The following is a 20,300-nucleotide window of genomic DNA, read 5'->3' as shown; positions in this document are numbered from 1 at the left end:
CTGCGCGGGCCTTGTCCTTCGACGTGATCCGATTCAAGTCCCTGGGCAGCGGCAGCACCGGCAACGCCACCGTGATCCAGGTGCGCGGTGACGGCGCGCCCACCCACCTGCTGGTCGACTGCGGCCTCGGCATCCGCGAGCTGGAAAAGCGCCTCGGCGCCGCCGGAATGCTCGCCGAGCAGATCGACGCCATCTTCATCACGCACGAGCACGCCGACCACATCGGTTGCGCGCAGCGGCTGGCCGTGCGCGAGCGCATCCCCGTCTACATGAGCGAGGGCACCTACGCGTCCCTGCGCCAGCCCGACTTCCACGGGCTGCTGCGGCTGGCCGCGGACGGCGAGGAGTTCGAGGTGCGGGGCCTGCAGGTGCGGCCGTTCACGGTGCCGCACGATGCGCGCGAGCCGCTGCAGCTGTCGTGCACGGACGGCAACGTGCGCCTGGGCGTGCTCACCGACCTGGGCCACATCACGGCGCACGTCCAGCAGGAGTTGTCCGGCTGCGGCACGCTGCTGCTGGAGTGCAATCACGACGAAGCCATGCTGCAGGACGGACCGTACCCCTGGTTCCTCAAGCGGCGCGTCGGCGGCGACTGGGGCCACCTGGCCAACAGCGCCGCGGGCGCATTGGCGCAGGCCCTGCTCGCCGCCGGCAAGCTGCGGCAAGTGGTGGGCGCGCACCTGAGCGAGCAGAACAACACGCCCGAGCTCGCGCGCGGCGCGCTGCTCGCGGCGCTGGGCACCGCGGCCGAGATCCATATCGCGGATGGGGCGACGGGGAGCGGCTGGCTGACGGCGTGAGAGGTGGCGGGTTGGGCACGGTGGGGGTCGCTGCGGTGGGGTTCGCTGTCGCTCACCGTCCGGCGCTGGCGCGCCGCCACCCTACATGACCGGCGCCGGCGCGCCGGACCGCATACACGACGGGGCGCTGGCGCATTGGAACCTGTAGGGTGGCCGCGGCGCACGCCGGGGGAATGTGAGCGAGAGCGAACCCCACCGGAGCTTCTCCCCCCAAAGAAAAAGCCGCCCGAAGGCGGCTTTTTCTTGCAAGCGGAAAGGGCTTACTTGGAGCCGGAAGCGGCGCCGGAAGCAGCGGCAGCGGCGTCGGACGCGGCGCCGGCAGCAGCGGAAGCAGCACCAGCGGAGGCGGAAGCGGCACCAGCGGCAGCGTCGGCGGCAGGAGCCGGGGCCGGGGCGGGAGCAGCAGCGGGCGCCGGAGCGGGCGCGGGCGCCGGCTCTTCCTTCTTGCCGCAAGCGGCGAGGGCGGCGGCGGCGATCAGCGTGGCCAGAACGAGCGATTTCTTCATTTCAGGTTTCCTTCTATGGGATGTGGGACAAGCGGGATCCGGGATGTCCACGCGGTCGAAGCCGCGAGTGACCGAGTGGAAAGGCTCGAACCCTATCCAGCTCAGCCTAACATTATAGCGTTCAAATGCTTTTTCTCGGGGATAACCAGTAGATGGGGAACTCTCGTCACAGCCCGAGCGTGGTGGCCGGAAAAGCGGGCGTCGCCTGGCGCAGCCACGCGTCGAGCGTCTCGCGCAGCGCGACCCGCCGCTCGGGCTCGCTGCCGCAGTAACCATTGCTGCGCTCGGGGTCGCGGCGCTCCAGCACCCAGTGCGGGCTCCACACGGCGCTGGGCAGGTCCAGCGGGTCGGCCGCGGGACAGGCGTTGGCGCTGACGATGTGCGACCAGGTGCCGCGCCACTGCACGAAGCGCGCGTGCTGCCGCACCACCCGTTCGTAGCTGCGGGCCAGCAGCACCATGCGCCGGCCGCCCGCGGACCACGCCTGCAGCGACTCGATCACCGCGCGCTCGCCCAGCGGCCAGTCCTCGAAGCTCGCGTCGCTCAGCACGATCTCGCGCCAGCCCGCACGGGCCGCCGTGGCCAGCGCATCGCGCACGAGTTGCCGGAATTCCTCGCGGCCCTCGAAGCGCTTGCCGGGCAGCGGTGCTTGCGTTTCCTCGCTCATGGGACACCTCCGTTCGCGTGCAGCCAGCCCGCCTCGCACCAGGACTGCAGCAGCTCCCGTGCGGCCTCGCTGGCGGCTTCCAGCTCCTTCGCGTCGAGCCGGCGCTGGTCGGCCAGGCGGCGCATGAGCGCGGCGTCGCGCCCCGCGGCACGCCAGGCCTCGCCGTTGATGAACACGTGCCGGCCATCGTGCAGCATGCGCGTGCGCGGGTCCAGCGCCACCGAGCGCAGGCGGCGCGGTGCGCGTGCCGACTCGAACCAGACGCTGGGCTTGGGTTCGGTGAGGTAGGCGCCCAGGGCGCGGTCCAGCGCATGCGGGTCCTTCATGGCCGCGGCCAGTGCATCGCGCGCAAACTGCGTCATCGCTTCGGGGATGGCGCCGGGGCTCGCGGTCGCCGGCTGGGCGGCATCGCGGTACAGGCGCGGCTCGCCCTCTTCCTCCGCGGCCTCGTCGGCGATGCGCTGCAGCAGCTCGCGCGCCAGCTCCGCCTGCGCCGGCGCCCGGAAGCCGATCGAATAGGTCTGGCACTCGCCTTCGGCAATGCCGTCGTGCGCCCAGCGCGGCGGCAGGTAGAGCATGTCACCCGGTTCCAGCACGTACTCCTCCTCGGGCTCGAAGCGCGCCAGGATCTTCAGCGGCACGCCGTCCTGCAGCGTGAAGTCGCGCTGCCGGCCGATGCGCCAGCGCCGCCGCCCTTGCGCCTGCAGCAGGAACACGTCGTAGCTGTCGAAGTGCGGACCGACGCCGCCGCCGTCCGTGGCGTAGCTGATCATCAGGTCGTCCAGGCGCGCGGCCGGCAGGAAGGAAAAGCCGTGCAGCAGCGCATGCGCGGCCGGCTCGTGCAGGTCCACCCCTTGCACCAGCAGCGTCCAGTCCGGCCGTTTGCTGGACGGCAGCGCGCGCCGCGCGAAGGGCCCGCGCTGCAGACGCCAGGACTTGCCTTCCCGGGCGACGAGGCGCGACTCCACCTCCTCGCGGCCGGCGAGCTCGAACAGTTGCGCGGGTGCCAGCAGCGGCTGGAAATCCGGGATGGCCTGGCGCACCAGCAGCGGTTTCTTCTGCCAGTGCTTCTTCATGAACCGGGTCGGCGTCAGGCCGCCCAGCAGGGTCGAAGGTTGCGCGATGTCCATGCGGTCGGGGGGAGCTGCGACAATTCTCCTATGGAAATCACACCGCACTGCGTGGTCGCGCTGACCTGGACCCTGAAGGACACGCTGGGCGAGGAACTCGATCGGCTGGAAGAGCCCGTGGAATTCCTCGTGGGCGGCAACGACCTGCTCGCCAAGATCGAGGAGGCGCTGCAAGGCCACGAGCCGGGCGAGCGCGTGGACCTGCACCTGGAGCCGGAAGACGCCTTCGGCGACTACGACGAGGAGAAGGTCTTCCTCGAGCCGCGCTCGCTGTTCCCCGAGCAGCTGGAAGAAGGCATGACCTACGAAGGCCTGCCCGCCGGCGCCAGCAGCCAGGACGCGCCGCGCAACCTGCTCTACACCGTCACCGAAATCTACCCGGAGCACGTGGTGCTCGATGGCAACCACCCGCTGGCCGGCATCGCATTGCGCCTGCACCTGAAGGTGGAAGGCGTGCGCGAAGCGACCGACGACGAGGTCGGCCGGGGCACGCTGGGCACCGGGTTCTTCAAGGTCGGCGAGTAAAAAAGCCCGGGCAAGCCGGGCTTTCCTTGGACGGCCGCCGCTTACGCGCGATAGATCACGCCGTTGTCGACGCGCACGCGGTCACCCACGCGCAGGTCGCCGGTGGCGGGCACTTCGTACGTGCGCATCGCGCCCTGGTCCGACTGCATGGTGATGCGATAGCCCGGCTGCGTGAGCGCGCCGGAGGAGTTGCGGGCCAGGTGCTGGCCGACCGCCGCACCGCCGACCGCGCCCAGGACCGTCGCCGCCGCACGTCCGCCGCCGCTGCCGATCTGGTTGCCCAGCAGGCCGCCCGCCACGCCGCCGATCACGGCGCCGAGGATGTTGTTGGTCGGGGCAGCCGTGCCGACCGGCATGTACTCGATATTCACGATGCGGCCGTACTCGGTGCCGGCGGCCGGGTACGACGAGACGGTCGGCGAGCTGGAGTAGGTGGGGGCCGAGCCGTAGGTCGGGCCATAGGACGAACAGGCGGCCAGCGTGGCGATGGCGACGGTGCCGGTGATCAGCGAGGCGAGGCGGGTGAGCTTGGTCATGGAATTCTCTCCTTGTACGACAGGCGTCATCCCACCATGGGTGCGCCCTGTACAGCTGATTCAACAGGGATGTGCTCCCGCCCGGGCGCTGGCATCCCCGCGCTTTGCTGTAGGAGAGGGTTCGCCGGCTTGTCAGCCGCGGCGCACGCCGGCCGGCGTCAGCTCTTGCCGGTCGAGCCGTAGCCGCCCGCCCCGCGCTTGCTGGGCGGAAATTCCTCGACGACCTTGAAGCTGGCCTGCACCACCGGCACGATCACCAGCTGGGCCAGCCTTTCCATGGGCTGCAGGGTGAAGGCCGTGTCGCTGCGGTTCCAGGCGCTGACCATCAGCTGGCCCTGGTAGTCGCTGTCGATCAGGCCGACCAGGTTGCCCAGCACGATGCCGTGCTTGTGCCCGAGGCCGGAGCGCGGAAGGATCAGCGCCGCGAATCCCGGGTCCTTCAGCCAGATGGCGATGCCGGTGGGCACCAGCCGCCATCCGTTGGGCTCCAGCGTCAGCGGCGCGTCCAGGCAGGCGCGCAGGTCCAGGCCGGCGCTGCCGGGCGTGGCATAGGTGGGGAGTTGGTCCGCCATGCGCGGATCGAGGATCTTGACGTCGACTTGCATCGGGTGGGTTCAGGTTCTGCGCGCCGTCAGGCGCTGCGCGATTTCCGCGACCAGCCGGCGGGCGCATTCGATCTTGGAGGCGCGGGGCAGTTCGGTGGCGCCATCGGCGTCCACCAGCAGCATCTGGTTGTCGTCCTGGCCGAAGGTCAGCGGGCCGATGTTGCCCACCAGCAGCGGGATGCCCTTGCGCTCGCGCTTGGCCTTGGCGTGCCTGGCGAGGTCCTGGCTCTCGGCGGCGAAGCCGACGCAGAACAGCGCGCCGCTCCTGGCGCGTTCGCTCCTGGCCACGGTGGCGAGGATGTCCGGGTTCTCGGTGAAGGCCACGGTGGGCGCGCTGCCGCTGCCGTCCTTCTTGATCTTGTGTTCGGCCTCGGCCACCGGGCGCCAGTCGGCCACCGCCGCCGCGGCGATGAAGATGTCCGCCTGCGGGGTCTCGGCCTGCGTCGCCGCGAGCATGTCGCGCGCCGACTTCACGTCGATGCGGCGCACCCCGCGCGGCGTGGGCACGGCCACGGGGCCGGCGACGATCGCCACGTCGGCGCCCGCTTCGCGGGCCGCGCGCGCGATGGCAAAGCCCATCTTGCCGGAGGAATGGTTGGTGATGCCGCGGATCGGGTCGAGCGCCTCGAAGGTGGGGCCGGCGGTGATCACGACCTTGCGCCCGGCCAGCGGCTTGGGCTGGAAGAAGGCGACGATGTCCTCCAGCAGTTCCGCCGGCTCCAGCATGCGGCCGTCGCCGGTCTCGCCGCAGGCCTGGAAGCCGCTGCCCACGCCCAGCAGGGTGGCGCCGTCGGCGGCGAGCTGCGCCATGTTGCGCTGGGTCGCCGGGTGCGCCCACATCTCGCGGTTCATCGCCGGTGCGATCAGCAGCGGCACCTGCGCGATCGGCCGCGCCAGGCACATGAGCGACAGCAGTTCGTCGGCGCGGCCGTGCACCAGCCTGGCCATGAAGTCGGCGCTGCAAGGCGCGATCACGATCGCGTCCGCCTGCCGCGACAGGTTGATGTGCGGCATGTTGTTCGGCTCGCGCGGGTCCCACTGCGAGGTGTAGACCGTGCGGCCGGACAGCGCCTGCATGGTCACCGGCGTGATGAACTGCTCGCTCGCCTCGGTCATCACGACCTGCACCGTCGCGCCCTCCTTGACGAAGCCGCGGCACAGCTCCGCGGCCTTGTAGCACGCGATGCCGCCCGTGAGCCCCAGGACGATGTGTCTGCCGGCGAGGTCGTTCATGAGGGCCGAGTGTACTGATGACCCGTCGTTTTTCGGCACAGCATGGCCGGGCTCGACGGGGGCCATGAGCACCTTCCTTATAATCTCGCTTTACCACCTCCCCGGGAGCGCTCCTCCCGACCTGACATGACCAAATTCGTCTTCGTCACCGGCGGTGTGGTGTCCTCCCTCGGCAAGGGAATCGCCTCAGCCTCCCTCGCAGCGATCCTGGAGTCGCGGGGCCTCAAAGTCACCCTGATCAAGCTCGATCCCTACATCAACGTGGATCCGGGCACGATGTCGCCCTTCCAGCACGGCGAGGTGTTCGTCACCGACGACGGCGCGGAGACCGACCTCGACCTCGGCCACTACGAGCGCTTCGTGTCCACGCGCATGCGCAAGGCCAACAACTTCACCACCGGCCAGATCTACAAGTCGGTGCTGGAGAAAGAGCGGCGCGGCGACTACCTGGGCAAGACCGTGCAGGTGATCCCGCACGTCACCAACGAGATCCAGGAATTCATCCGGCGCGGCGCCGGCGTGGCCACCCCCAACGCGGTGGACGTGGCGATCGTGGAGATCGGCGGCACGGTCGGCGACATCGAGTCCCTGCCCTTCCTGGAGGCGGTGCGCCAGATGGCGCTCAAGCTCGGTCCCAACAACGCGGCCTTCGTCCACCTCACCTACGTGCCCTTCATCCAGGCCGCGGGCGAGCTCAAGACCAAGCCGACGCAGCACACCGTGCAGAAGATGCGCGAGATCGGTATCCAGCCGGACGCGCTGCTGTGCCGCGCCGACCGCAAGATCCCGGAGGACGAGGCGGAGAAGATCAGCCTGTTCACCAACGTGCCGCGCTGGGGCGTGATCTCCATGCCGGACGTGGACACCATCTACAAGGTGCCGCGCGTGCTGCACGAGCAGGGCCTGGACGGCCTCATCTGCGACAAGCTGCGCCTGAACACGCCGCCGGCGAACCTCAAGCGCTGGGACGACCTGGTGTACGAGGTGGAGCATCCGCGCGGCGAGATCAACATCGCCATGGTCGGCAAGTACGTGGACCTGTCGGACAGCTACAAGTCGCTGAACGAGGCGCTGCGCCACGCCGGCCTGAAGAACCACGTGCGGGTGAAGATCGACTACCTCGACTCCGAGACCATCACGCCCGAGAGCGTGGGCAGCCTGGCCAAGTACGACGCCATCCTGGTGCCGGGCGGCTTCGGCAAGCGCGGCATCGAAGGCAAGATCGGCGCCGCCCGCTTCGCCCGGGAACACAAGGTGCCCTACCTGGGCATCTGCCTGGGCATGCAGGTCGCCACCATCGAGTACGCACGCGACGTCGCCGGCCTGCCCGGCGCCAACAGCACCGAGTTCGAGCCCACCACCCCGCACCCCGTGATCGCGCTGATCACCGAGTGGCAGGACGCCGACGGCACGATCAAGACGCGCACCGAGAGCTCCGACCTCGGTGGCACCATGCGCCTGGGCGCGCAGAGCTCCGACGTGGCCCCGGGCACGCTGGCGCACAAGATCTACGGCGACGTGGTGACCGAGCGGCACCGCCACCGCTACGAGGCCAACGTCAAGTACCTGGACCAGCTGCGCAAGTCCGGCCTGGTGATCTCCGCGCTGACGCAGCGCGAGCACCTGACCGAGATCGTGGAGCTGCCGCAGGACGTGCACCCCTGGTTCATGGGCGTGCAGTTCCACCCGGAGTTCAAGTCCACGCCCTGGGACGGCCACCCCCTGTTCAATTCCTTCATCCACGCCGCCTGCGAGCACCAGGCCAACGCGCACAAGGGTGCGGGCGGCAAGTCGCTGAAAGCGGTGGCCTGATGAAACTCTGTGGCTTCGAGGTGGGGCTGGACCGGCCCTTCTTCCTCATTTCCGGTCCCTGCGTCGTCGAGTCCGAGCAGCTGCAGATGGACGTCGCCGGCCAGCTCAAGGAAATCACCGCCGCCCTGGGCATCCCCTTCGTCTTCAAGAGCAGCTACGACAAGGCCAACCGCTCCTCCGGTTCCAGCTTCCGCGGACCCGGCATGGACAAAGGCCTGGAGATCCTGGCCAAGGTGAAGCGCGAGCTGAAGGTGCCGGTGCTGACCGACGTGCACACCGAGTCCGAGATCCCGCGCGTGGCCGAAGTGGTGGACGTGCTGCAGACGCCGGCCTTCCTGTGCCGCCAGACCGACTTCATCCGCGCCGTGGCCCAGTCCGGCAAGCCGGTGAACATCAAGAAGGGCCAGTTCCTCGCCCCCGGCGACATGAAGAACGTGATCCAGAAGGCCCGCGACGCCGCGCGCGAGAAGGGCCTCCCCGAGGACAACTTCTTCGCCTGCGAGCGCGGCGCCAGCTTCGGCTACAACAACCTGGTCTCGGACATGCGCTCGCTGGCGATCATGCGCGAGACCGGCGCGCCGGTGGTGTTCGACGCAACGCACTCCGTGCAGCTTCCCGGCGGCCAGGGCACCAGCTCCGGCGGCCAGCGCGAGTTCGTGCCGGTGCTGTCGCGCGCCGCCGTGTCGGTAGGCATCGCGGGCCTGTTCATGGAAACGCACCCCAACCCCGCCAAGGCCCTGTCCGACGGCCCCAACGCCGTGCCGCTCGCCAAGATGCGCGCGCTGCTGGAGACGCTGGTCGAACTGGATCGCATCACGAAGAAGAACGGCTTCCTGGAGAACGACTTTGCCTAGCGCCTACATCCTCGCCAACGTCGACGTGAAGGACCCGGCCGCGTACGAGGAGTACAAGCGGCTGTCCACCATCGCCATGAAGGCGCACGGCGCCGAAGTCTGCGTGCGCGGCGGCAAGACCGAGGTGCTCGAAGGCGACTGGACGCCGCACCGCGTGGTGCTGCTGAAATTTCCTTCCGTGGAGAAGGCGAAGGCCTTCTACGACTCGACCGAATACAAGGCAGCGATCAAGGCCCGCGAAGGCATCGCCGTCATGCGCATGGTGCTGATCGAAGGCACCTGACAGCCGGCCACCGGACGTTTGTTTTTTTGAAACTCGAAAAGAAGCTTGAACAATGAGCGCCATCGTTGACATCGTCGGCCGCGAGGTCCTGGACTCGCGGGGCAATCCCACCGTGGAATGCGACGTCCTGCTGGAGTCCGGCACCATGGGCCGTGCGGCCGTGCCTTCCGGTGCGTCCACCGGCTCGCGCGAGGCCATCGAGCTGCGCGACGGGGATCCCAAGCGCTACCTGGGCAAGGGCGTGCTCAAGGCCGTGGAGCACATCAACACCGACATCTCCGAGGCGGTGCTGGGCCTGGACGCCAGCGAGCAGAACTTCCTCGACAAGACCCTGCTGGACCTGGACGGCACCGAGAACAAGAGCCGCCTCGGCGCTAACGCGATGCTGGCCGTGTCCATGGCGGTCGCGCGTGCCGCGGCCGAAGAGTCCGGCCTGCCCCTGTACCGCTACTTCGGCGGCATGAACGGCTGCCAGCTGCCGGTGCCGATGATGAACGTCGTCAACGGCGGCGCCCACGCGAACAACAACCTGGACCTGCAGGAGCTGATGATCATCCCGGTGGGGGCGCCCAGCTTCCGCGAGGCCGTGCGCTACGGCGCCGAGGTGTTCCACGCGCTGAAGAAGATCATCCACGACAAGGGCATGTCGATCGCGGTCGGCGACGAAGGCGGCTTCGCGCCCAACGTGGAGAACCACGAGGCGGCCATCCAGATGATCCTGCAGGCCATCGAGAAGGCCGGCTACCGGCCCGGCGAGCAGATCGCCCTGGGCCTGGACTGCGCCTCCAGCGAGTTCTTCAAGGACGGCGTGTACGACCTCTCCGCCGAAGGCCAGAAGCTGAACGCCGCGCAGTGGATCGACACGCTGGAGAGCTGGGTCGGCAAGTACCCGATCATCAGCATCGAGGACGGGATGGCCGAAGGCGACTGGGACGGCTGGAAGCTGCTGACCGAGCGCCTGGGCAAGCGCGTGCAGCTGGTGGGCGACGACCTGTTCGTCACCAACACGAAGATCCTCAAGGAAGGCATCGAGAAGAACATCGCCAACTCGATCCTGATCAAGATCAACCAGATCGGCACCCTGACCGAAACCTTCGCCGCCATCGAGATGGCCAAGCGCGCCAACTACACGGCCGTCATCTCGCACCGCTCGGGCGAGACCGAGGACTCCACGATCGCCGACATCGCCGTGGGCACCAACGCCGGCCAGATCAAGACCGGGTCGCTCTCGCGTTCGGACCGCATGGCCAAGTACAACCAGCTGCTGCGCATCGAGGAAGACCTGGGCGAAGTTGCCCAGTATCCCGGACGCGCGGCGTTCTACAACCTGCGCTAGGAACCGTTGGACTCACGCGCCGTCGCCGCCCTCCTCATCGGCCTGCTGGCCGTGGTGCAGGCCCAGCTCTGGCTGGGCCGCGGCAGCGTCGGCGACGTGGCGCACCTGCGCCAGAAGCTGGAAGAACAGAAGGCGCACAACACCGCCGCCCAGCAGGCCAACGCGCAGCTCGCCGCCGAAGTGCGCGACCTGCAGGAAGGCCTGGACATGGTGGAGGAGAAGGCCCGCTCCGAGCTGGGCATGGTGCGTCCCAACGAGGTGCTGGTCCAGATCGTCAAATGACGCCCGGCCCAGCGCGCGTCGTCCCCGCGCAGGCGGCGTTGAACTCCCCGAGACGCGTCGGCGTTCTCGGTGCGCCGCGAACCGGGCGGACACGGCTGGCGGCGGAACTCTCCACCCATCTCGCCGACCACGGCGTGGCCGCCCTGGCGATCGCCGAGATCGGGCCCGAGGGCCTGGCGGCTTGCGATACCGCCTTGCTGATGGGCCTGGACCTGCCCGCTGCCGCCGGCAGCGAAGCCGAAGACGCATGCCTGCGCGCGCTGCTGCAGGCCGCCGGCGTGCCTTTCCAGATCATCTACGGCCACGGCGCGCAGCGGCTGCAATCGGCACTGCGCGCGCTCGACCTCGTCGAGCGCCAGGACGAGGGCGGCGCCGGCCGCGCCTGGAACTGGGTCTGCGAGAAGTGCAGCGACCCGGCCTGCGAGCACCGGCTGTTCACCCGCCTGAAGGAGTCGCGCTAGGCGGCCTGCACGCGCGCCGCCCGCCACTGCGCGATTGCGCCGGGCAGGTCGGCGATCTGCGGCATGGGCTGCACCCCCTCGATGCGGTGCCGCGCCAGCACCGGCGAGCGGCCGCCCGCCCAGATGGCGACTTGCTCAGGGAGGTCGGCGCGCAACTGCTCCAGCCCGCGCAGCGCATGCGCCGGGTTCATGCTGGCCGTGAAGCTCAGGCCCACCACGTCGGCGTGCACGGCCTTGCTGGCGCTGACGATCTGCTGCAGCGGCACGCGCACGCCCAGCGAGGTGCAGGGGCAGCCTTCCAGCACCAGCAGGGCCTGCGCCATCAGGAGCCCGAGGCCGTGCCCCTCCTCGGGGAAGGTGGCGAGCAGCACGCGCGGCCCGGCCCGCGCGGGCACCGGCACGCGCGCGAGATGGCTCCGCACGACGTGCTGCACGCATTCGGTATAGAGATGCTCCTGGTAGACCTCCAGCTCGCCGCGCGACCAGGCCAGGCCGACGTCCACGTTCAGGCGGGCCATCTGCCCGGTGACGAAGCCGGCCAGCCCGCGTTCGCGGATGCCGTGCTCCAGCAGGCGCATCACGGCGGCGACGTCGTGCTCGCGCAGGGCTGCGATCACCGGCTGGTCCACCGAGGGCAGGCGCGGCGCCGCGCCGCCTTGTTCGCCCGAAGTCCCGTTCAGGGCTTCGAGCTGTGCCACGGTGAGCTGCACCAGCCGCCCCGGCCGGTGGCCTTGCGCCATCAGTTCCGCGATGAGGCGCAGCTTGCGCACCTGTTCGTGCGGGTAGCTGCGCTCCCCGCGGACGTCCCGCCCGGGCTGCGGAAAGCCGTAGCGCCGCTCCCAGATGCGCAAGGTGGCCCTGGCGATCCCGGTGGACTGTTCCACCGAAGCGATGGGCACGCCTTCCTGGACCTCGGTCGTGACGGACATGGGGCGCATTGTGGCTCCGGCCGCGTATGCCTTGGGGTGGGAGCCACCCCATGTATGAATAGGTGCTACTGCACCGTCGACGACGCCGGCGGCCGGTCGCCCGGTGCCATGAACACCTGCGCGGCATCGACGGCGTCGAAGCGGTAGTGCTGGCCGCAGAAGTCGCAGGTGACGTCGATCGCGCCGCGTTCGGCCAGGATGCTGTCCGACTCCTCCTGGCCGAGCCCGCGGATCATGCCGGCGACGCGCTCGCGGCTGCAGGTGCAGGCAAAGCGCGGCGTCTGCGGGTCGAAGCGCAGGATCTTCTCCTGCCAGTAGAGCCGGCGCAGGATGGTTTCCACGTCGAGCTGCAGCAGCTCGTCGCCCGTGAGGCTGGCCGTCAGGGTCGCGATGCGGTTGAAGTGCTCCATCTGCTCCTCCAGCTCCATGCCCTTGATGTTGGCTTCGCCCTCGGCGGGCAGGCGCTGGATGAGGAGCCCGGCGGCGACGTTGTTGTCGGCCGCGAGCACGAGCCTGGTATCGAGCTGCTCGGACTGGCGCATGTAGTGCTCCAGCACGTCCGCCAGGTTGGGTTGGCCCGCGCCCTGCGTCGCATTGAGCGGCACCACGCCCTGGTAGGCCTGCTGGCCCGGCAGCCGGTCCTTGGGGTCCAGCGTGATCGCACAGCGGCCGCGGCCGTTGACGTTCACCAGGTCCTGCAGGTGCGCGTCGGCCTCGACCTCGCCCACCACCTTGGCCGTCACGCGCAGGCTCAGGTCATGCTGCACCTCGGCCACGGCCACCTTCACGGGGCCTTCGCCGAAGATCTGCATGATCAGCGCGCCGTTGAACTTGATGTTGGCCTGCATCAGGGCGCCGGCCGCGGCCATTTCGCCCAGCATGCGGGTGACCGGCCAGGGCCAGGTCGAGTGCGCGTCGTCGGCGCGCCGGCGCGTCAGGATCTCCTGCCAGGCGTCGGTGAGGCGCACGATCATGCCGCGCACCGGCAAGCCGTCGAACAGGAACTTGTGCAGCTCGGACATCAGCCGATCTTCTTGAGCTTGCGGCCGTGGCGCAGCGCGTTGTCGACATAGTGCGGCGGGATGGTCTGGAAGCGCGCGATCTGCTCGGCGTCGAGCGTGCGGATGGCCTTCGCCGGCGAGCCGACGATCAGCGAGTTGTCCGGGAACTCCTTGCCTTCGGTGACGACGCTGCCGGCGCCGACGATGCAGTTCCTGCCGATCTTCGCGTTGTTCAGCACCACCGCCTGGATGCCGATCAGCGAGCCGTCGCCGATGGTGCAGCCATGCAGCATCACCTGGTGGCCCACCGTCACGTTGTCCCCGATGGTCAGCGGCACGCCGAAGTCCGCGTGCAGCACCGACAGGTCCTGCACGTTGCTGTTCCTGCCGATGCGGATCCATTCGGTGTCGCCGCGCACCACGCAGCCGTACCAGATGCTGGCGTTCTCGCCCATCTGCACCTGCCCGATCACCTCCGCGCTGTCGGCGACCCAGGCGCCTTCCGCAAGTTCCGGCGCCATGCCGTCGAGTTCGTAGATCGCCATCGTTTTTTCCTGACCTTGTTATTCCGGCGGGCCTGCGTGCCGCTGCACGCAGAGCCAAACCAGGATCTTGCGAGGACCGCGCGGGACAACATGCAGCGCGGTGTTCCCTACAATTGTAGGGATGGAGCTCCGTGAACGGGCTCTGCGGGCCCTTTGCGAGGCCGATCCCGGCGCGAAGGCCGCGCTGGCGACGCAATTGCATGCGCAGGCCGGGCAGTGCCCCCTCTCCCCCACCATCCCGGTGCCGCCGGCTTGCCTGCCTGGCCGGCCGGCGCTCCCGCGCCTGGTGCACCCGGCCCGGGTGCCGCGGCGCTCGCCGGCCAAGCCCGAGGGACTGGCAGCGCTGCTGCACGCCATCGCGCACATCGAATTCAACGCGATCAACCTGGCGCTGGATGCCGCCTGGCGCTTCGAGGGCATGCCGCTGGCCTTCCACCACGACTGGGTGCGCGTGGCGGCCGAGGAGTCGTACCACTTCGGCCTGTTGACAGACCATCTTGCCTCGCTCGGCCACGCCTATGGCGACTTCGACGCGCACGACGGCCTGTGGGCCATGTGCGAGAAGACGAAGGACGACATCGTGGCGCGCATGGCGCTGGTGCCGCGCACGCTGGAGGCGCGGGGCCTGGACGCGACGCCGCAGATCCAGCAGAAGCTGCGCCAGGTGGGCACGCCGGCCGCCCTGCGCGCCGTCGACATCCTGGACATCATCCTGCGCGACGAAGTGGGCCATGTCGCGATCGGCAACCACTGGTACCGATGGCTGTGCGAGCGCAACGGGCTGGACCCGGTGGCGCACTACGGTGTGCTGGTGCAGCGCTACGCGGCGCCGCGGCTGCATCCCCCGTTCAACGAGGAAGCACGGCGGCGGGCGGGTTTCAGCGCGGAGGAACTGGCGTGGCTGGCGGCGCAGCCGGAGTGAGCCGTCGGGCGCGATGCCGACGGGCTCCAGGGTGTGCGCGGGACGTGCGTCTCAGCGCTTGAAGGTCTTGCGCGGCGTCGGCGCCCCGGTGCGGCGCTCCGGCAGGTGGCGGAACATGATCCGGCCCTTGTTCAGGTCGTACGGCGACAGCTCCAGCGTCACGTCGTCACCCGCGATCACGCGGATGCGGTGCTTGCGCATCTTGCCGCCGCTGTAGGCGATGAGCTCGTGACCGTTTTCCAGCTTCACGCGGAAGCGGGAGTCGGGCAGGACTTCCTCCACCCGGCCACGCATTTCGATCAATTCCTCTTTGGCCATGAAAAGCTCCTTGCAGGGCTGCGGCTCACGCCGCTCGGGGGTGTGGTGACGGGACGATCCGGGAACGGACGGGGATCGTCCGCGCGGCAGCTTCGGGCCACCGGGGCCGGTGGCCCTTGCAGCCACCGACGGGAGGGCCCTCGGGCCTTCCGCGATTGCCGGTCTCAGGCAACCGGGCGGATGTTGGAGGCCTGCAGGCCCTTGGCGCCCTCGGTCACGTCGAACTGCACGCGCGCGTTCTCGGCGAGCGTCTTGTGGCCGTCGCCCTGGATCTCGCGGAAATGCGCGAACAGGTCCTTGCCGCCGTCATCGGGCGCGATGAAGCCGTAGCCCTTGGTGTCGTTGAACCACTTCACGGTTCCGGTCTGGTTGGTCGTCGTCATGTCGAACTCTCTTTATGCAAAGGTTTCCGGGCGGGCAGCACTGCGCCGCGCGGCGCGAACGCCAAGAAAACCATCGGTGGGAAATTCGACTGAAGCTCGCCGCGGAAGCGGAAGCGGGGGAAGAGCAACCTAGAGATGCAGACTCTTGTAAAACGTCAGCGCAGCGATGGTAACCGATTTCGCGTCCCGCCGCTTGCAGCGAGGCGGCGAGACACGCTCGGCTAGTCGACCTTGATCCCCACCGCCTTCACGATCTGCGCGGTACTGTCGGCCTCCGCCGTCACCTGGCGCGCGAACTCGCGCGCTGTGCCGCCGGTGGGCACGTTCTCGCTGGCCAGCAGGCGATTGCGCACGTCGGCGGACTCGATGGCGCGGTTGATCTCGCCGTTGAGCCGGTCGGAGATGCGCAGCGGCAGGTTGGCCGGGGCGAAGAAGCCGAACTGCGAGGACAGGTTCGCCGACGGATAGCCCAGCTCCGCCAGCGTGGGCACCTGCGGCAGGCTGTCGAGGCGGCGCGGCGCGCCCACGGCGAGCGGCCGCAGCCGGCCCGCCTTGATGTGCTCGGTGATCGTGGGCCCCGCATTGACGGACAGCACCTCGAACTGGCCGCTCAGCGCATCGGTGATCTGCTGGCCGCCGCCCTTGTAAGGGATGTGCACCATGCGCACCTTCGCCGCCGCCTGCAACTGCTCCAGCATCAGGTGCCCCAGCGAAGCCTGGCCCGAGGTCGCCCAGCGGACGGTGTTGGGCCAGTCGCGGGCGCGCGCGAGCAGCTCGCGAAAGTCGCGCGCCGCCGCGGCGGGAGTCGCCAGCAGCAGCACCGGCGACACCATGACGCTCGCCACCGGCGTGAAATCGCGCTCCGCGTCGTAGGGCACCTTGCCCACCGCGGGACTCAGCGTCAGCGGGCTGATCGCCGAAAACGCCAGCGTGTGGCCATCGGGCTGCGCCTTGGCGAGCGCATCCATGCCGATGGTGCCGCTCGCGCCGGCCTTGTTCTCCACCACCACGGGCTGGCCCAGCGCCGCGGCCAGCTTCTCGCCGATCGCGCGCGTGACCAGGTCGCTGATGCCACCCGGAGGATAGGGAACGATGACGCGGATCGGCCGCGAGGGCCAGCTCTGCGCGTGCAGGGGCAGCGCGAGCGCCGACAGCGCCAGCAGCGCGGCGCGGCGGGAGCAGGAGCGAGGAACAGTCATGGCATGGGGCTCACCCGCGCGGGTGGTGCTGCGCATGCAGCACCTTCAGCCGCTCGCGGGCGATGTGGGTGTAGATGGTGGTGGTGGAGATGTCGGCGTGCCCGAGCAGCATCTGTACGGCACGCAGGTCGGCGCCGTGGTTCAGCAGGTGCGTGGCAAAGGCATGCCGCAAGGTGTGCGGCGACAGCGGCGCGGTGATGCCGGCGGCGCGGGCGTGTTTCTTCACGATGATCCAGAACATGGACCGCGTCATGCCCTGGCCGCGCGCGGTGACGAACATGTCCTCGCTCTGCTGGCCCGCGAGGATGTCGGCGCGCGCCTCGGCGAGGTAGCGCACGATCCAGTCGCGCGCCACCTGGCCGAAGGGCACCAGGCGCTCCTTGCTGCCCTTGCCCAGCACGCGCAGCACGCCCTCGTTCATGCCGACGTTGTAGGTCTTGAGGCCCACCAGTTCGCTCACGCGCAGGCCGCTGGCGTACAGCACCTCCAGCATGGTGCGGTCGCGCAGGCCCAGGGGCGTGTCCACGTCGGGCGCATCGAGCAGCGCCTCGACCTGCGCCTCGGTGAGCGTCTTGGGCACGCGCAGCGGCTGCTTGGCCGACTGCAGGCGCAGCGTGGGGTCGGCATCGATCAGGCGCTCGCGCAGCGCCCAGCGGAAGTAGCGCTTGAACACGGTGAGCCGCCGGTTGGCGGAGGTGGCCTTGGTGTCCGCGTGGCGCGCGGCGAAATAGGCGTGGAGGTCCGCTTCGCCGGTGGCGGGAAGCTGCAGCCCGCGCGGCGCCAGCCAGCGCTGGTACAGCTCCAGGTCCCGCCGGTACGCCGCCAGCGTGTTGCGCGACAGGCCCTCCTCGAGCCAGAGGGCGTCGATGAAGGTGTCGATGGCTTCGGTGCTCATGCCGCAGAGCATGTCATGCGGGGCTGGACCCGGCATCCAGGCGGCGTGGGAGGCCGCCTGGATGGCGGGCCAGGCCCGCAATGACAAGGGTCGGTTGCGGTGGGCCGGACTCAGTCCAGCTTCAGTTTCGCCGACTCCACCACCTTCTTGTACACGTCGAATTCCGCCTTGATCTGGGCGGCGAACTGCTCGGGCGTGTTGCCGATGACGATGGAGCCGGTGTCCTCGATGCGCTTGCGCACCGCGGGGTCCTGCAGGGCCTTCATCGTGCCGTCGTGGATCCTGGCCACGATCTCCTTGGGCAGGCCCTTGGGGCCGACGATACCGTAGTAGGCCAGGCGGTTCACCGGCTCCAGCCCCACCTCCTTGAAGGTGGGCACGTTGGGCAGGTCCTTCAGGCGCTGCGGCGCCGCCACCACGATCGGCACCAGCCGGCCTTCCTTGATGAAGGGCAGCGCCGACGGCAGGTTGTCGAAGATCATGGGCACCTGGCCGGCCACCGTGTCGTTCAGGGCCGGGCCCGCGCCGCGGTAGGGGATGTGCGTGACGAAGGTGCCAGACATGGTCTTGAACAGCTCCATCTGCAGGTGGCCGATGCCGCCCGTGCCGGAGGAGGCGTACGAGTACTTGCCCGGGTTCTTCTTCAGCACCTCCAGGAAGGTCTTGTAGTCCTTGGCCGGGAAGCCGGGATGCACCGCGATGATGTTGGGCGTCGCCGCGATGTTGATGATGGGCGTGAAGTCGCTCACCGGGTTGTACGGGATCTTGGGGTTGATCGCCGGGTTGGCCGCGGTGGTCGAGACGGTGGCCACGCCCAGCGTGTAGCCGTCGGCCGGGGCACGCACGAGCTCCTGCGCGCCCACCACGCCGCCGCCGCCGGACTTGTTGTCGACGATCACGCTCTGCCCGAGCTGCTTGCCCAGCGGCTCGGCGATCACGCGGCCGACGATGTCGGTCGTGCCGCCGGGCGCGAACGGCACGATGAGGCGGACCACCTTGGTCGGATAGGCCTGCCCGAAGGCAGGCGCCGCGGCCAGCGCCAGCACGCCCGTGGCAGCGGCGATCCAGACACGTCGATTCATTCAGCTCTCCTTGTCGCAGTCGATGCGAAACCCGCATCCTAAGCCCGCAACGCGGGGCCGCCGCCGGCAGCGGACATCTTGCGGGTAAGCCCTCAGCCGCACGCAAGCCTTCCGTTATCCTGCGCGCGGTGAATTTCCTGCAGCTGCTCCTTCCCGACTTCGCGCTCATCCTCTGCGGCTACCTGGTGTGCCGCTACACCGCCTTGAACCGGACCGTCTGGGAACAGGTCGAGAGCCTGGTGTACTTCTTCCTGTTTCCCGTGCTGCTGTTCCAGTCCATCGTGCGCAGCCCGCTGGACCTGGGCGCCACCTCGGGCCTGATCGGCGCCGGGCTGCTGCTGGGCGTGAGCGGCATTGCGCTGGCGTACCTGCTGCCGCACCTGCCCTGGCTGGCGCGCCGCATCGACGCCCGCGAGCACGCGGGCGCGGCGCAGGTGGCCTTCCGCTTCAACTCGTACATCGCGCTGGCGCTGTCCGAGCGGCTCGCGGGCGCCCAGGGCCTGCTGCTGATCGCGGTGCTGATCGGCGTGTGCGTGCCGCTGTTCAACGTGGCGGCGGTGTGGCCCATGGCCAGGCATTCGCAGACCGGCCTGGCGCGCGCGCTGCTGCGCAATCCGCTGATCATCGCCACCGCGCTGGGCCTGGCGGCCAACTTCGCGGGCCTGCGCGTGCCGGCCTGGCTGGAACCCACGGTGGCGCGCGTGGGTGGCGCGTCCATCCCGCTGGGGCTCATGGCGGCGGGCGCGGGCATGCGCCTGGCGCACCTGGCGCAGCAAAAAGCATTGAGCGCCAGCCTGCTCGCCATCCGCCACGTGCTGTTGCCGCTGGTGGGCGCCGCGCTGGCCTGGGCCTTTCGGCTCGATCCGGTGCAAGCCAGCGTGCTGCTCGCCTTCGCTGCCCTGCCCACGGCGTCGAGTTGCTACGTCCTGGCCGCCCGAATGGGCTACAACGGCCCGTACGTCGCAGGGCTGCTGACGCTGTCGACGCTTCTCGGTCTCGCCAGCCTGCCCTTCGCGTTGGGCGTGTTGTGGCCGGGGGGTTGACACAAAAGTTGCGCGTGCACGCCGTGAAGTGCTGCGCACACCGGGCGGGGACTGACAGGCGCGCAGGACATTGCCTACAGTGCCGCCCAGCCCGGCATGCGCCAATGCGCCGCTGAGGGAAGGAACGCCATGAGCCAGGACGTCGTGCGGTCGGGAGCGGCGAAAGCGCCGGATGCAGCGGATGCGTTGAAGATCTTCATCGTCGAAGACGCCGTCAACATGCAGGTGGCCTTGAAGGAACTGGTGTGCTCGGTGGCCGAGGCGGAGATCGTCGGCGTGGCCGCGTCCGAAGCCGCGGCCCTGGCCTGGGCCGCCGCGCATGCGGGTCGCTGGGACCTGGCGATCGTGGACCTGACGCTGGAACAAGGCGACGGCTTCAACATCGTGCGCCGCCTGAAGCAGGACCCCGATGGCGGCGCCGTGGTGGTCTTCAGCGCCTTTGTCACGGACGTGATCCGCCGCCATTGCCACACGCTGGGCGCCGACGAGGTGTTCCACAAGACCGACAGCGCCGCGCTCGCCCGCTACGTCGAGGAGCTCGCCGGAACGACCGCCTAGGACGCCTGGCCCGACGCTGCCTGTTCCAGGTAGTGGATGAAGGAGTTCATGTCCGACTTCAGGAAGGCGGCGTCCGCGCCCAGCTGCAGGCAGCGGTCCTTGACCGCGGGACTGGCGAACTCGCTGAAGACGACCACCTTGACCTGCGGATCGTTGCCGCGGCAGCGCGGCACCAGCCCGAAGCCGCTGCCTTCGGCCAGCAGCAGGTCCAGGATCGCGATGCGCCAGGCGCTCTGGTGGCGCTGCAGCCAGTCGGTGGCCTCGGTCTCGGAGCCGGCCGTCCCCACCACCTCGAAGGCGCCGGTCACGGCCAGCAGCTCCCGCAAGGCACTCTGCATGTGCGGGGAGTCTTCGACGATGAATACCGGGACCTGCTCTGGCACGCGTACCTTCCT

26 protein-coding genes are annotated in these 20,300 nt (G+C 69.3%); 11 read left to right on the top strand and 15 right to left on the bottom strand.

All coding sequences use genetic code 11. The features are described from left to right. The first annotated feature begins 23 nt into the window (after window positions 1-23). Window positions 24-800, top strand: a complete 777-nt coding sequence (locus tag AC3EGR_RS08615) for an MBL fold metallo-hydrolase (protein WP_488546051.1) — start codon at window positions 24-26, stop codon at window positions 798-800. A 260-nt stretch (window positions 801-1,060) separates the two neighbouring features. Here the strand turns inward: AC3EGR_RS08615 and AC3EGR_RS08610 are convergent, their stop codons facing one another. From AC3EGR_RS08610 to AC3EGR_RS08600, 3 genes are all read right to left on the bottom strand, one after another. Then, window positions 1,061-1,306, bottom strand: a complete 246-nt coding sequence (locus AC3EGR_RS08610) for a hypothetical protein (RefSeq protein ID WP_488546050.1) — start codon at window positions 1,304-1,306, stop codon at window positions 1,061-1,063. Between the two features lie 166 nt (window positions 1,307-1,472). After that, the gene (locus AC3EGR_RS08605; protein WP_488546049.1) at window positions 1,473-1,973 is read right to left on the bottom strand and encodes a hypothetical protein; all 501 of its coding nucleotides are present in this window, start codon (window positions 1,971-1,973) and stop codon (window positions 1,473-1,475) included. Then, complete coding sequence (locus AC3EGR_RS08600) at window positions 1,970-3,103, bottom strand: JmjC domain-containing protein (protein ID WP_488546048.1); 1,134 nt, start codon at window positions 3,101-3,103, stop codon at window positions 1,970-1,972. The genes AC3EGR_RS08605 and AC3EGR_RS08600 overlap by 4 nt, the downstream gene beginning before the upstream one ends. A gap of 30 nt (window positions 3,104-3,133) precedes the next feature. Between AC3EGR_RS08600 and AC3EGR_RS08595 the strand changes: the two genes are divergently transcribed. Next, on the top strand, window positions 3,134-3,628 hold the full coding sequence (locus AC3EGR_RS08595) for an FKBP-type peptidyl-prolyl cis-trans isomerase (protein WP_488546047.1): 495 nt from the start codon (window positions 3,134-3,136) through the stop codon (window positions 3,626-3,628). Between the two features lie 41 nt (window positions 3,629-3,669). Here the strand turns inward: AC3EGR_RS08595 and AC3EGR_RS08590 are convergent, their stop codons facing one another. The 3 genes from AC3EGR_RS08590 to coaBC form a co-directional block, all read right to left on the bottom strand. Further along, the gene (locus tag AC3EGR_RS08590; protein WP_488546046.1) at window positions 3,670-4,164 is read right to left on the bottom strand and encodes an outer membrane lipoprotein; all 495 of its coding nucleotides are present in this window, start codon (window positions 4,162-4,164) and stop codon (window positions 3,670-3,672) included. Between the two features lie 158 nt (window positions 4,165-4,322). Beyond that, window positions 4,323-4,769: a dUTP diphosphatase gene (gene dut, locus AC3EGR_RS08585; protein WP_488546045.1), complete on the bottom strand. Its 447-nt coding sequence runs from the start codon at window positions 4,767-4,769 to the stop codon at window positions 4,323-4,325. 9 nt (window positions 4,770-4,778) lie between these two features. Continuing rightward, window positions 4,779-6,002 (bottom strand): bifunctional phosphopantothenoylcysteine decarboxylase/phosphopantothenate--cysteine ligase CoaBC, encoded by a 1,224-nt coding sequence (gene coaBC / locus AC3EGR_RS08580; protein ID WP_488546044.1) that lies wholly within the window; start codon window positions 6,000-6,002, stop codon window positions 4,779-4,781. A gap of 126 nt (window positions 6,003-6,128) precedes the next feature. Between coaBC and pyrG the strand changes: the two genes are divergently transcribed. Genes pyrG through AC3EGR_RS08550 form a run of 6 tightly spaced genes read left to right on the top strand, consistent with a single transcriptional unit; the run spans window position 6,129 to window position 11,030 of the window. Beyond that, entirely contained in the window at window positions 6,129-7,814 is a 1,686-nt protein-coding gene (pyrG, locus tag AC3EGR_RS08575; protein WP_488546043.1) for a CTP synthase, read from the top strand. Next, entirely contained in the window at window positions 7,814-8,668 is an 855-nt protein-coding gene (kdsA, locus tag AC3EGR_RS08570) for a 3-deoxy-8-phosphooctulonate synthase (protein ID WP_488546042.1), read from the top strand. Before pyrG ends, kdsA begins: the two co-directional genes overlap by 1 nt. After that, complete coding sequence (locus AC3EGR_RS08565) at window positions 8,661-8,951, top strand: DUF1330 domain-containing protein (protein WP_488546041.1); 291 nt, start codon at window positions 8,661-8,663, stop codon at window positions 8,949-8,951. Before kdsA ends, AC3EGR_RS08565 begins: the two co-directional genes overlap by 8 nt. A 52-nt stretch (window positions 8,952-9,003) precedes the next feature. Continuing rightward, window positions 9,004-10,287 (top strand): phosphopyruvate hydratase, encoded by a 1,284-nt coding sequence (gene eno, locus AC3EGR_RS08560; RefSeq protein WP_488546040.1) that lies wholly within the window; start codon window positions 9,004-9,006, stop codon window positions 10,285-10,287. A 6-nt stretch (window positions 10,288-10,293) separates the two neighbouring features. Next, window positions 10,294-10,569, top strand: a complete 276-nt coding sequence (locus AC3EGR_RS08555) for a septum formation initiator family protein (RefSeq protein WP_488546039.1) — start codon at window positions 10,294-10,296, stop codon at window positions 10,567-10,569. Continuing rightward, the gene (locus AC3EGR_RS08550; protein ID WP_488546038.1) at window positions 10,566-11,030 is read left to right on the top strand and encodes a hypothetical protein; all 465 of its coding nucleotides are present in this window, start codon (window positions 10,566-10,568) and stop codon (window positions 11,028-11,030) included. The genes AC3EGR_RS08555 and AC3EGR_RS08550 overlap by 4 nt, the downstream gene beginning before the upstream one ends. Here the strand turns inward: AC3EGR_RS08550 and AC3EGR_RS08545 are convergent. The 3 genes from AC3EGR_RS08545 to AC3EGR_RS08535 form a co-directional block, all read right to left on the bottom strand. Beyond that, window positions 11,027-11,959 (bottom strand): MerR family transcriptional regulator, encoded by a 933-nt coding sequence (locus tag AC3EGR_RS08545; RefSeq protein ID WP_488546037.1) that lies wholly within the window; start codon window positions 11,957-11,959, stop codon window positions 11,027-11,029. The genes AC3EGR_RS08550 and AC3EGR_RS08545 overlap by 4 nt on opposite strands. A gap of 65 nt (window positions 11,960-12,024) precedes the next feature. Continuing rightward, window positions 12,025-12,981, bottom strand: coding sequence for an Hsp33 family molecular chaperone HslO (gene hslO / locus AC3EGR_RS08540; RefSeq protein WP_488546036.1), 957 nt, complete (start codon window positions 12,979-12,981; stop codon window positions 12,025-12,027). Next, a complete protein-coding gene (locus AC3EGR_RS08535) occupies window positions 12,981-13,505 on the bottom strand; it encodes a gamma carbonic anhydrase family protein (protein ID WP_488546035.1) in 525 nt (174 codons plus the stop codon). Before AC3EGR_RS08535 ends, hslO begins: the two co-directional genes overlap by 1 nt. 121 nt (window positions 13,506-13,626) lie before the next feature. Here AC3EGR_RS08535 and AC3EGR_RS08530 point away from each other — a divergent pair, with 121 nt between their 5' ends. Then, window positions 13,627-14,427, top strand: a complete 801-nt coding sequence (locus AC3EGR_RS08530; protein WP_488546034.1) for a ferritin-like domain-containing protein — start codon at window positions 13,627-13,629, stop codon at window positions 14,425-14,427. 51 nt (window positions 14,428-14,478) lie between these two features. On the opposite strand, the gene infA is transcribed toward AC3EGR_RS08530, so the two are convergent. The 5 genes from infA to AC3EGR_RS08505 all read right to left on the bottom strand — a co-directional run bounded on the left by infA (window position 14,479) and on the right by AC3EGR_RS08505 (window position 18,304). Beyond that, a complete protein-coding gene (infA, locus tag AC3EGR_RS08525; RefSeq protein ID WP_488546033.1) occupies window positions 14,479-14,745 on the bottom strand; it encodes a translation initiation factor IF-1 in 267 nt (88 codons plus the stop codon). Between the two features lie 164 nt (window positions 14,746-14,909). Continuing rightward, entirely contained in the window at window positions 14,910-15,128 is a 219-nt protein-coding gene (locus AC3EGR_RS08520; RefSeq protein WP_488546032.1) for a cold-shock protein, read from the bottom strand. A 221-nt stretch (window positions 15,129-15,349) separates the two neighbouring features. Beyond that, window positions 15,350-16,327, bottom strand: a complete 978-nt coding sequence (locus AC3EGR_RS08515; protein WP_488546031.1) for a Bug family tripartite tricarboxylate transporter substrate binding protein — start codon at window positions 16,325-16,327, stop codon at window positions 15,350-15,352. A gap of 10 nt (window positions 16,328-16,337) precedes the next feature. After that, a complete protein-coding gene (gene xerD / locus AC3EGR_RS08510; protein WP_488546030.1) occupies window positions 16,338-17,222 on the bottom strand; it encodes a site-specific tyrosine recombinase XerD in 885 nt (294 codons plus the stop codon). A 110-nt stretch (window positions 17,223-17,332) separates the two neighbouring features. Then, window positions 17,333-18,304, bottom strand: a complete 972-nt coding sequence (locus AC3EGR_RS08505; protein WP_488546029.1) for a tripartite tricarboxylate transporter substrate binding protein BugE — start codon at window positions 18,302-18,304, stop codon at window positions 17,333-17,335. A 128-nt stretch (window positions 18,305-18,432) separates the two neighbouring features. On the opposite strand from AC3EGR_RS08505, the gene AC3EGR_RS08500 reads away from it, so the two are divergent. Beyond that, on the top strand, window positions 18,433-19,347 hold the full coding sequence (locus tag AC3EGR_RS08500; RefSeq protein ID WP_488546028.1) for an AEC family transporter: 915 nt from the start codon (window positions 18,433-18,435) through the stop codon (window positions 19,345-19,347). A gap of 129 nt (window positions 19,348-19,476) precedes the next feature. Beyond that, entirely contained in the window at window positions 19,477-19,905 is a 429-nt protein-coding gene (locus tag AC3EGR_RS08495; protein WP_488546027.1) for a response regulator, read from the top strand. Here the strand turns inward: AC3EGR_RS08495 and AC3EGR_RS08490 are convergent. Further along, the gene (locus AC3EGR_RS08490) at window positions 19,902-20,288 is read right to left on the bottom strand and encodes a response regulator (RefSeq protein ID WP_488546026.1); all 387 of its coding nucleotides are present in this window, start codon (window positions 20,286-20,288) and stop codon (window positions 19,902-19,904) included. The two genes, AC3EGR_RS08495 and AC3EGR_RS08490, sit on opposite strands and share 4 nt — an antisense overlap. Between the last annotated feature and the right edge of the window lie 12 nt (window positions 20,289-20,300).

The sequence above is a fragment of the Ramlibacter sp. G4-7 genome (genome assembly GCF_057784995.1).
Note: the sequence above shows the minus strand (reverse complement) of the source record. Positions and strands in the feature narration are given on the sequence as shown.

What these genes read in the sequence shown, in the direction of transcription:
- AC3EGR_RS08495 (WP_488546027.1), top strand. Translation starts at nt 19,477, where the DNA reads ATGAGCCAGGACGTCGTGCGGTCGGGAGCGGCGAAAGCGCCGGATGCA.
- dut (WP_488546045.1), bottom strand. Translation starts at nt 4,769, where the DNA reads ATGCAAGTCGACGTCAAGATCCTCGATCCGCGCATGGCGGACCAACTC.
- AC3EGR_RS08605 (WP_488546049.1), bottom strand. Translation starts at nt 1,973, where the DNA reads ATGAGCGAGGAAACGCAAGCACCGCTGCCCGGCAAGCGCTTCGAGGGC.
- AC3EGR_RS08590 (WP_488546046.1), bottom strand. Translation starts at nt 4,164, where the DNA reads ATGACCAAGCTCACCCGCCTCGCCTCGCTGATCACCGGCACCGTCGCC.
- infA (WP_488546033.1), bottom strand. Translation starts at nt 14,745, where the DNA reads ATGGCCAAAGAGGAATTGATCGAAATGCGTGGCCGGGTGGAGGAAGTC.
- kdsA (WP_488546042.1), top strand. Translation starts at nt 7,814, where the DNA reads ATGAAACTCTGTGGCTTCGAGGTGGGGCTGGACCGGCCCTTCTTCCTC.
- AC3EGR_RS08530 (WP_488546034.1), top strand. Translation starts at nt 13,627, where the DNA reads ATGGAGCTCCGTGAACGGGCTCTGCGGGCCCTTTGCGAGGCCGATCCC.
- AC3EGR_RS08610 (WP_488546050.1), bottom strand. Translation starts at nt 1,306, where the DNA reads ATGAAGAAATCGCTCGTTCTGGCCACGCTGATCGCCGCCGCCGCCCTC.
- AC3EGR_RS08600 (WP_488546048.1), bottom strand. Translation starts at nt 3,103, where the DNA reads ATGGACATCGCGCAACCTTCGACCCTGCTGGGCGGCCTGACGCCGACC.
- AC3EGR_RS08535 (WP_488546035.1), bottom strand. Translation starts at nt 13,505, where the DNA reads ATGGCGATCTACGAACTCGACGGCATGGCGCCGGAACTTGCGGAAGGC.
- coaBC (WP_488546044.1), bottom strand. Translation starts at nt 6,002, where the DNA reads ATGAACGACCTCGCCGGCAGACACATCGTCCTGGGGCTCACGGGCGGC.
- AC3EGR_RS08545 (WP_488546037.1), bottom strand. Translation starts at nt 11,959, where the DNA reads ATGTCCGTCACGACCGAGGTCCAGGAAGGCGTGCCCATCGCTTCGGTG.
- eno (WP_488546040.1), top strand. Translation starts at nt 9,004, where the DNA reads ATGAGCGCCATCGTTGACATCGTCGGCCGCGAGGTCCTGGACTCGCGG.
- hslO (WP_488546036.1), bottom strand. Translation starts at nt 12,981, where the DNA reads ATGTCCGAGCTGCACAAGTTCCTGTTCGACGGCTTGCCGGTGCGCGGC.
- AC3EGR_RS08515 (WP_488546031.1), bottom strand. Translation starts at nt 16,327, where the DNA reads ATGACTGTTCCTCGCTCCTGCTCCCGCCGCGCCGCGCTGCTGGCGCTG.
- AC3EGR_RS08550 (WP_488546038.1), top strand. Translation starts at nt 10,566, where the DNA reads ATGACGCCCGGCCCAGCGCGCGTCGTCCCCGCGCAGGCGGCGTTGAAC.
- AC3EGR_RS08505 (WP_488546029.1), bottom strand. Translation starts at nt 18,304, where the DNA reads ATGAATCGACGTGTCTGGATCGCCGCTGCCACGGGCGTGCTGGCGCTG.
- xerD (WP_488546030.1), bottom strand. Translation starts at nt 17,222, where the DNA reads ATGAGCACCGAAGCCATCGACACCTTCATCGACGCCCTCTGGCTCGAG.
- AC3EGR_RS08520 (WP_488546032.1), bottom strand. Translation starts at nt 15,128, where the DNA reads ATGACGACGACCAACCAGACCGGAACCGTGAAGTGGTTCAACGACACC.
- pyrG (WP_488546043.1), top strand. Translation starts at nt 6,129, where the DNA reads ATGACCAAATTCGTCTTCGTCACCGGCGGTGTGGTGTCCTCCCTCGGC.
- AC3EGR_RS08595 (WP_488546047.1), top strand. Translation starts at nt 3,134, where the DNA reads ATGGAAATCACACCGCACTGCGTGGTCGCGCTGACCTGGACCCTGAAG.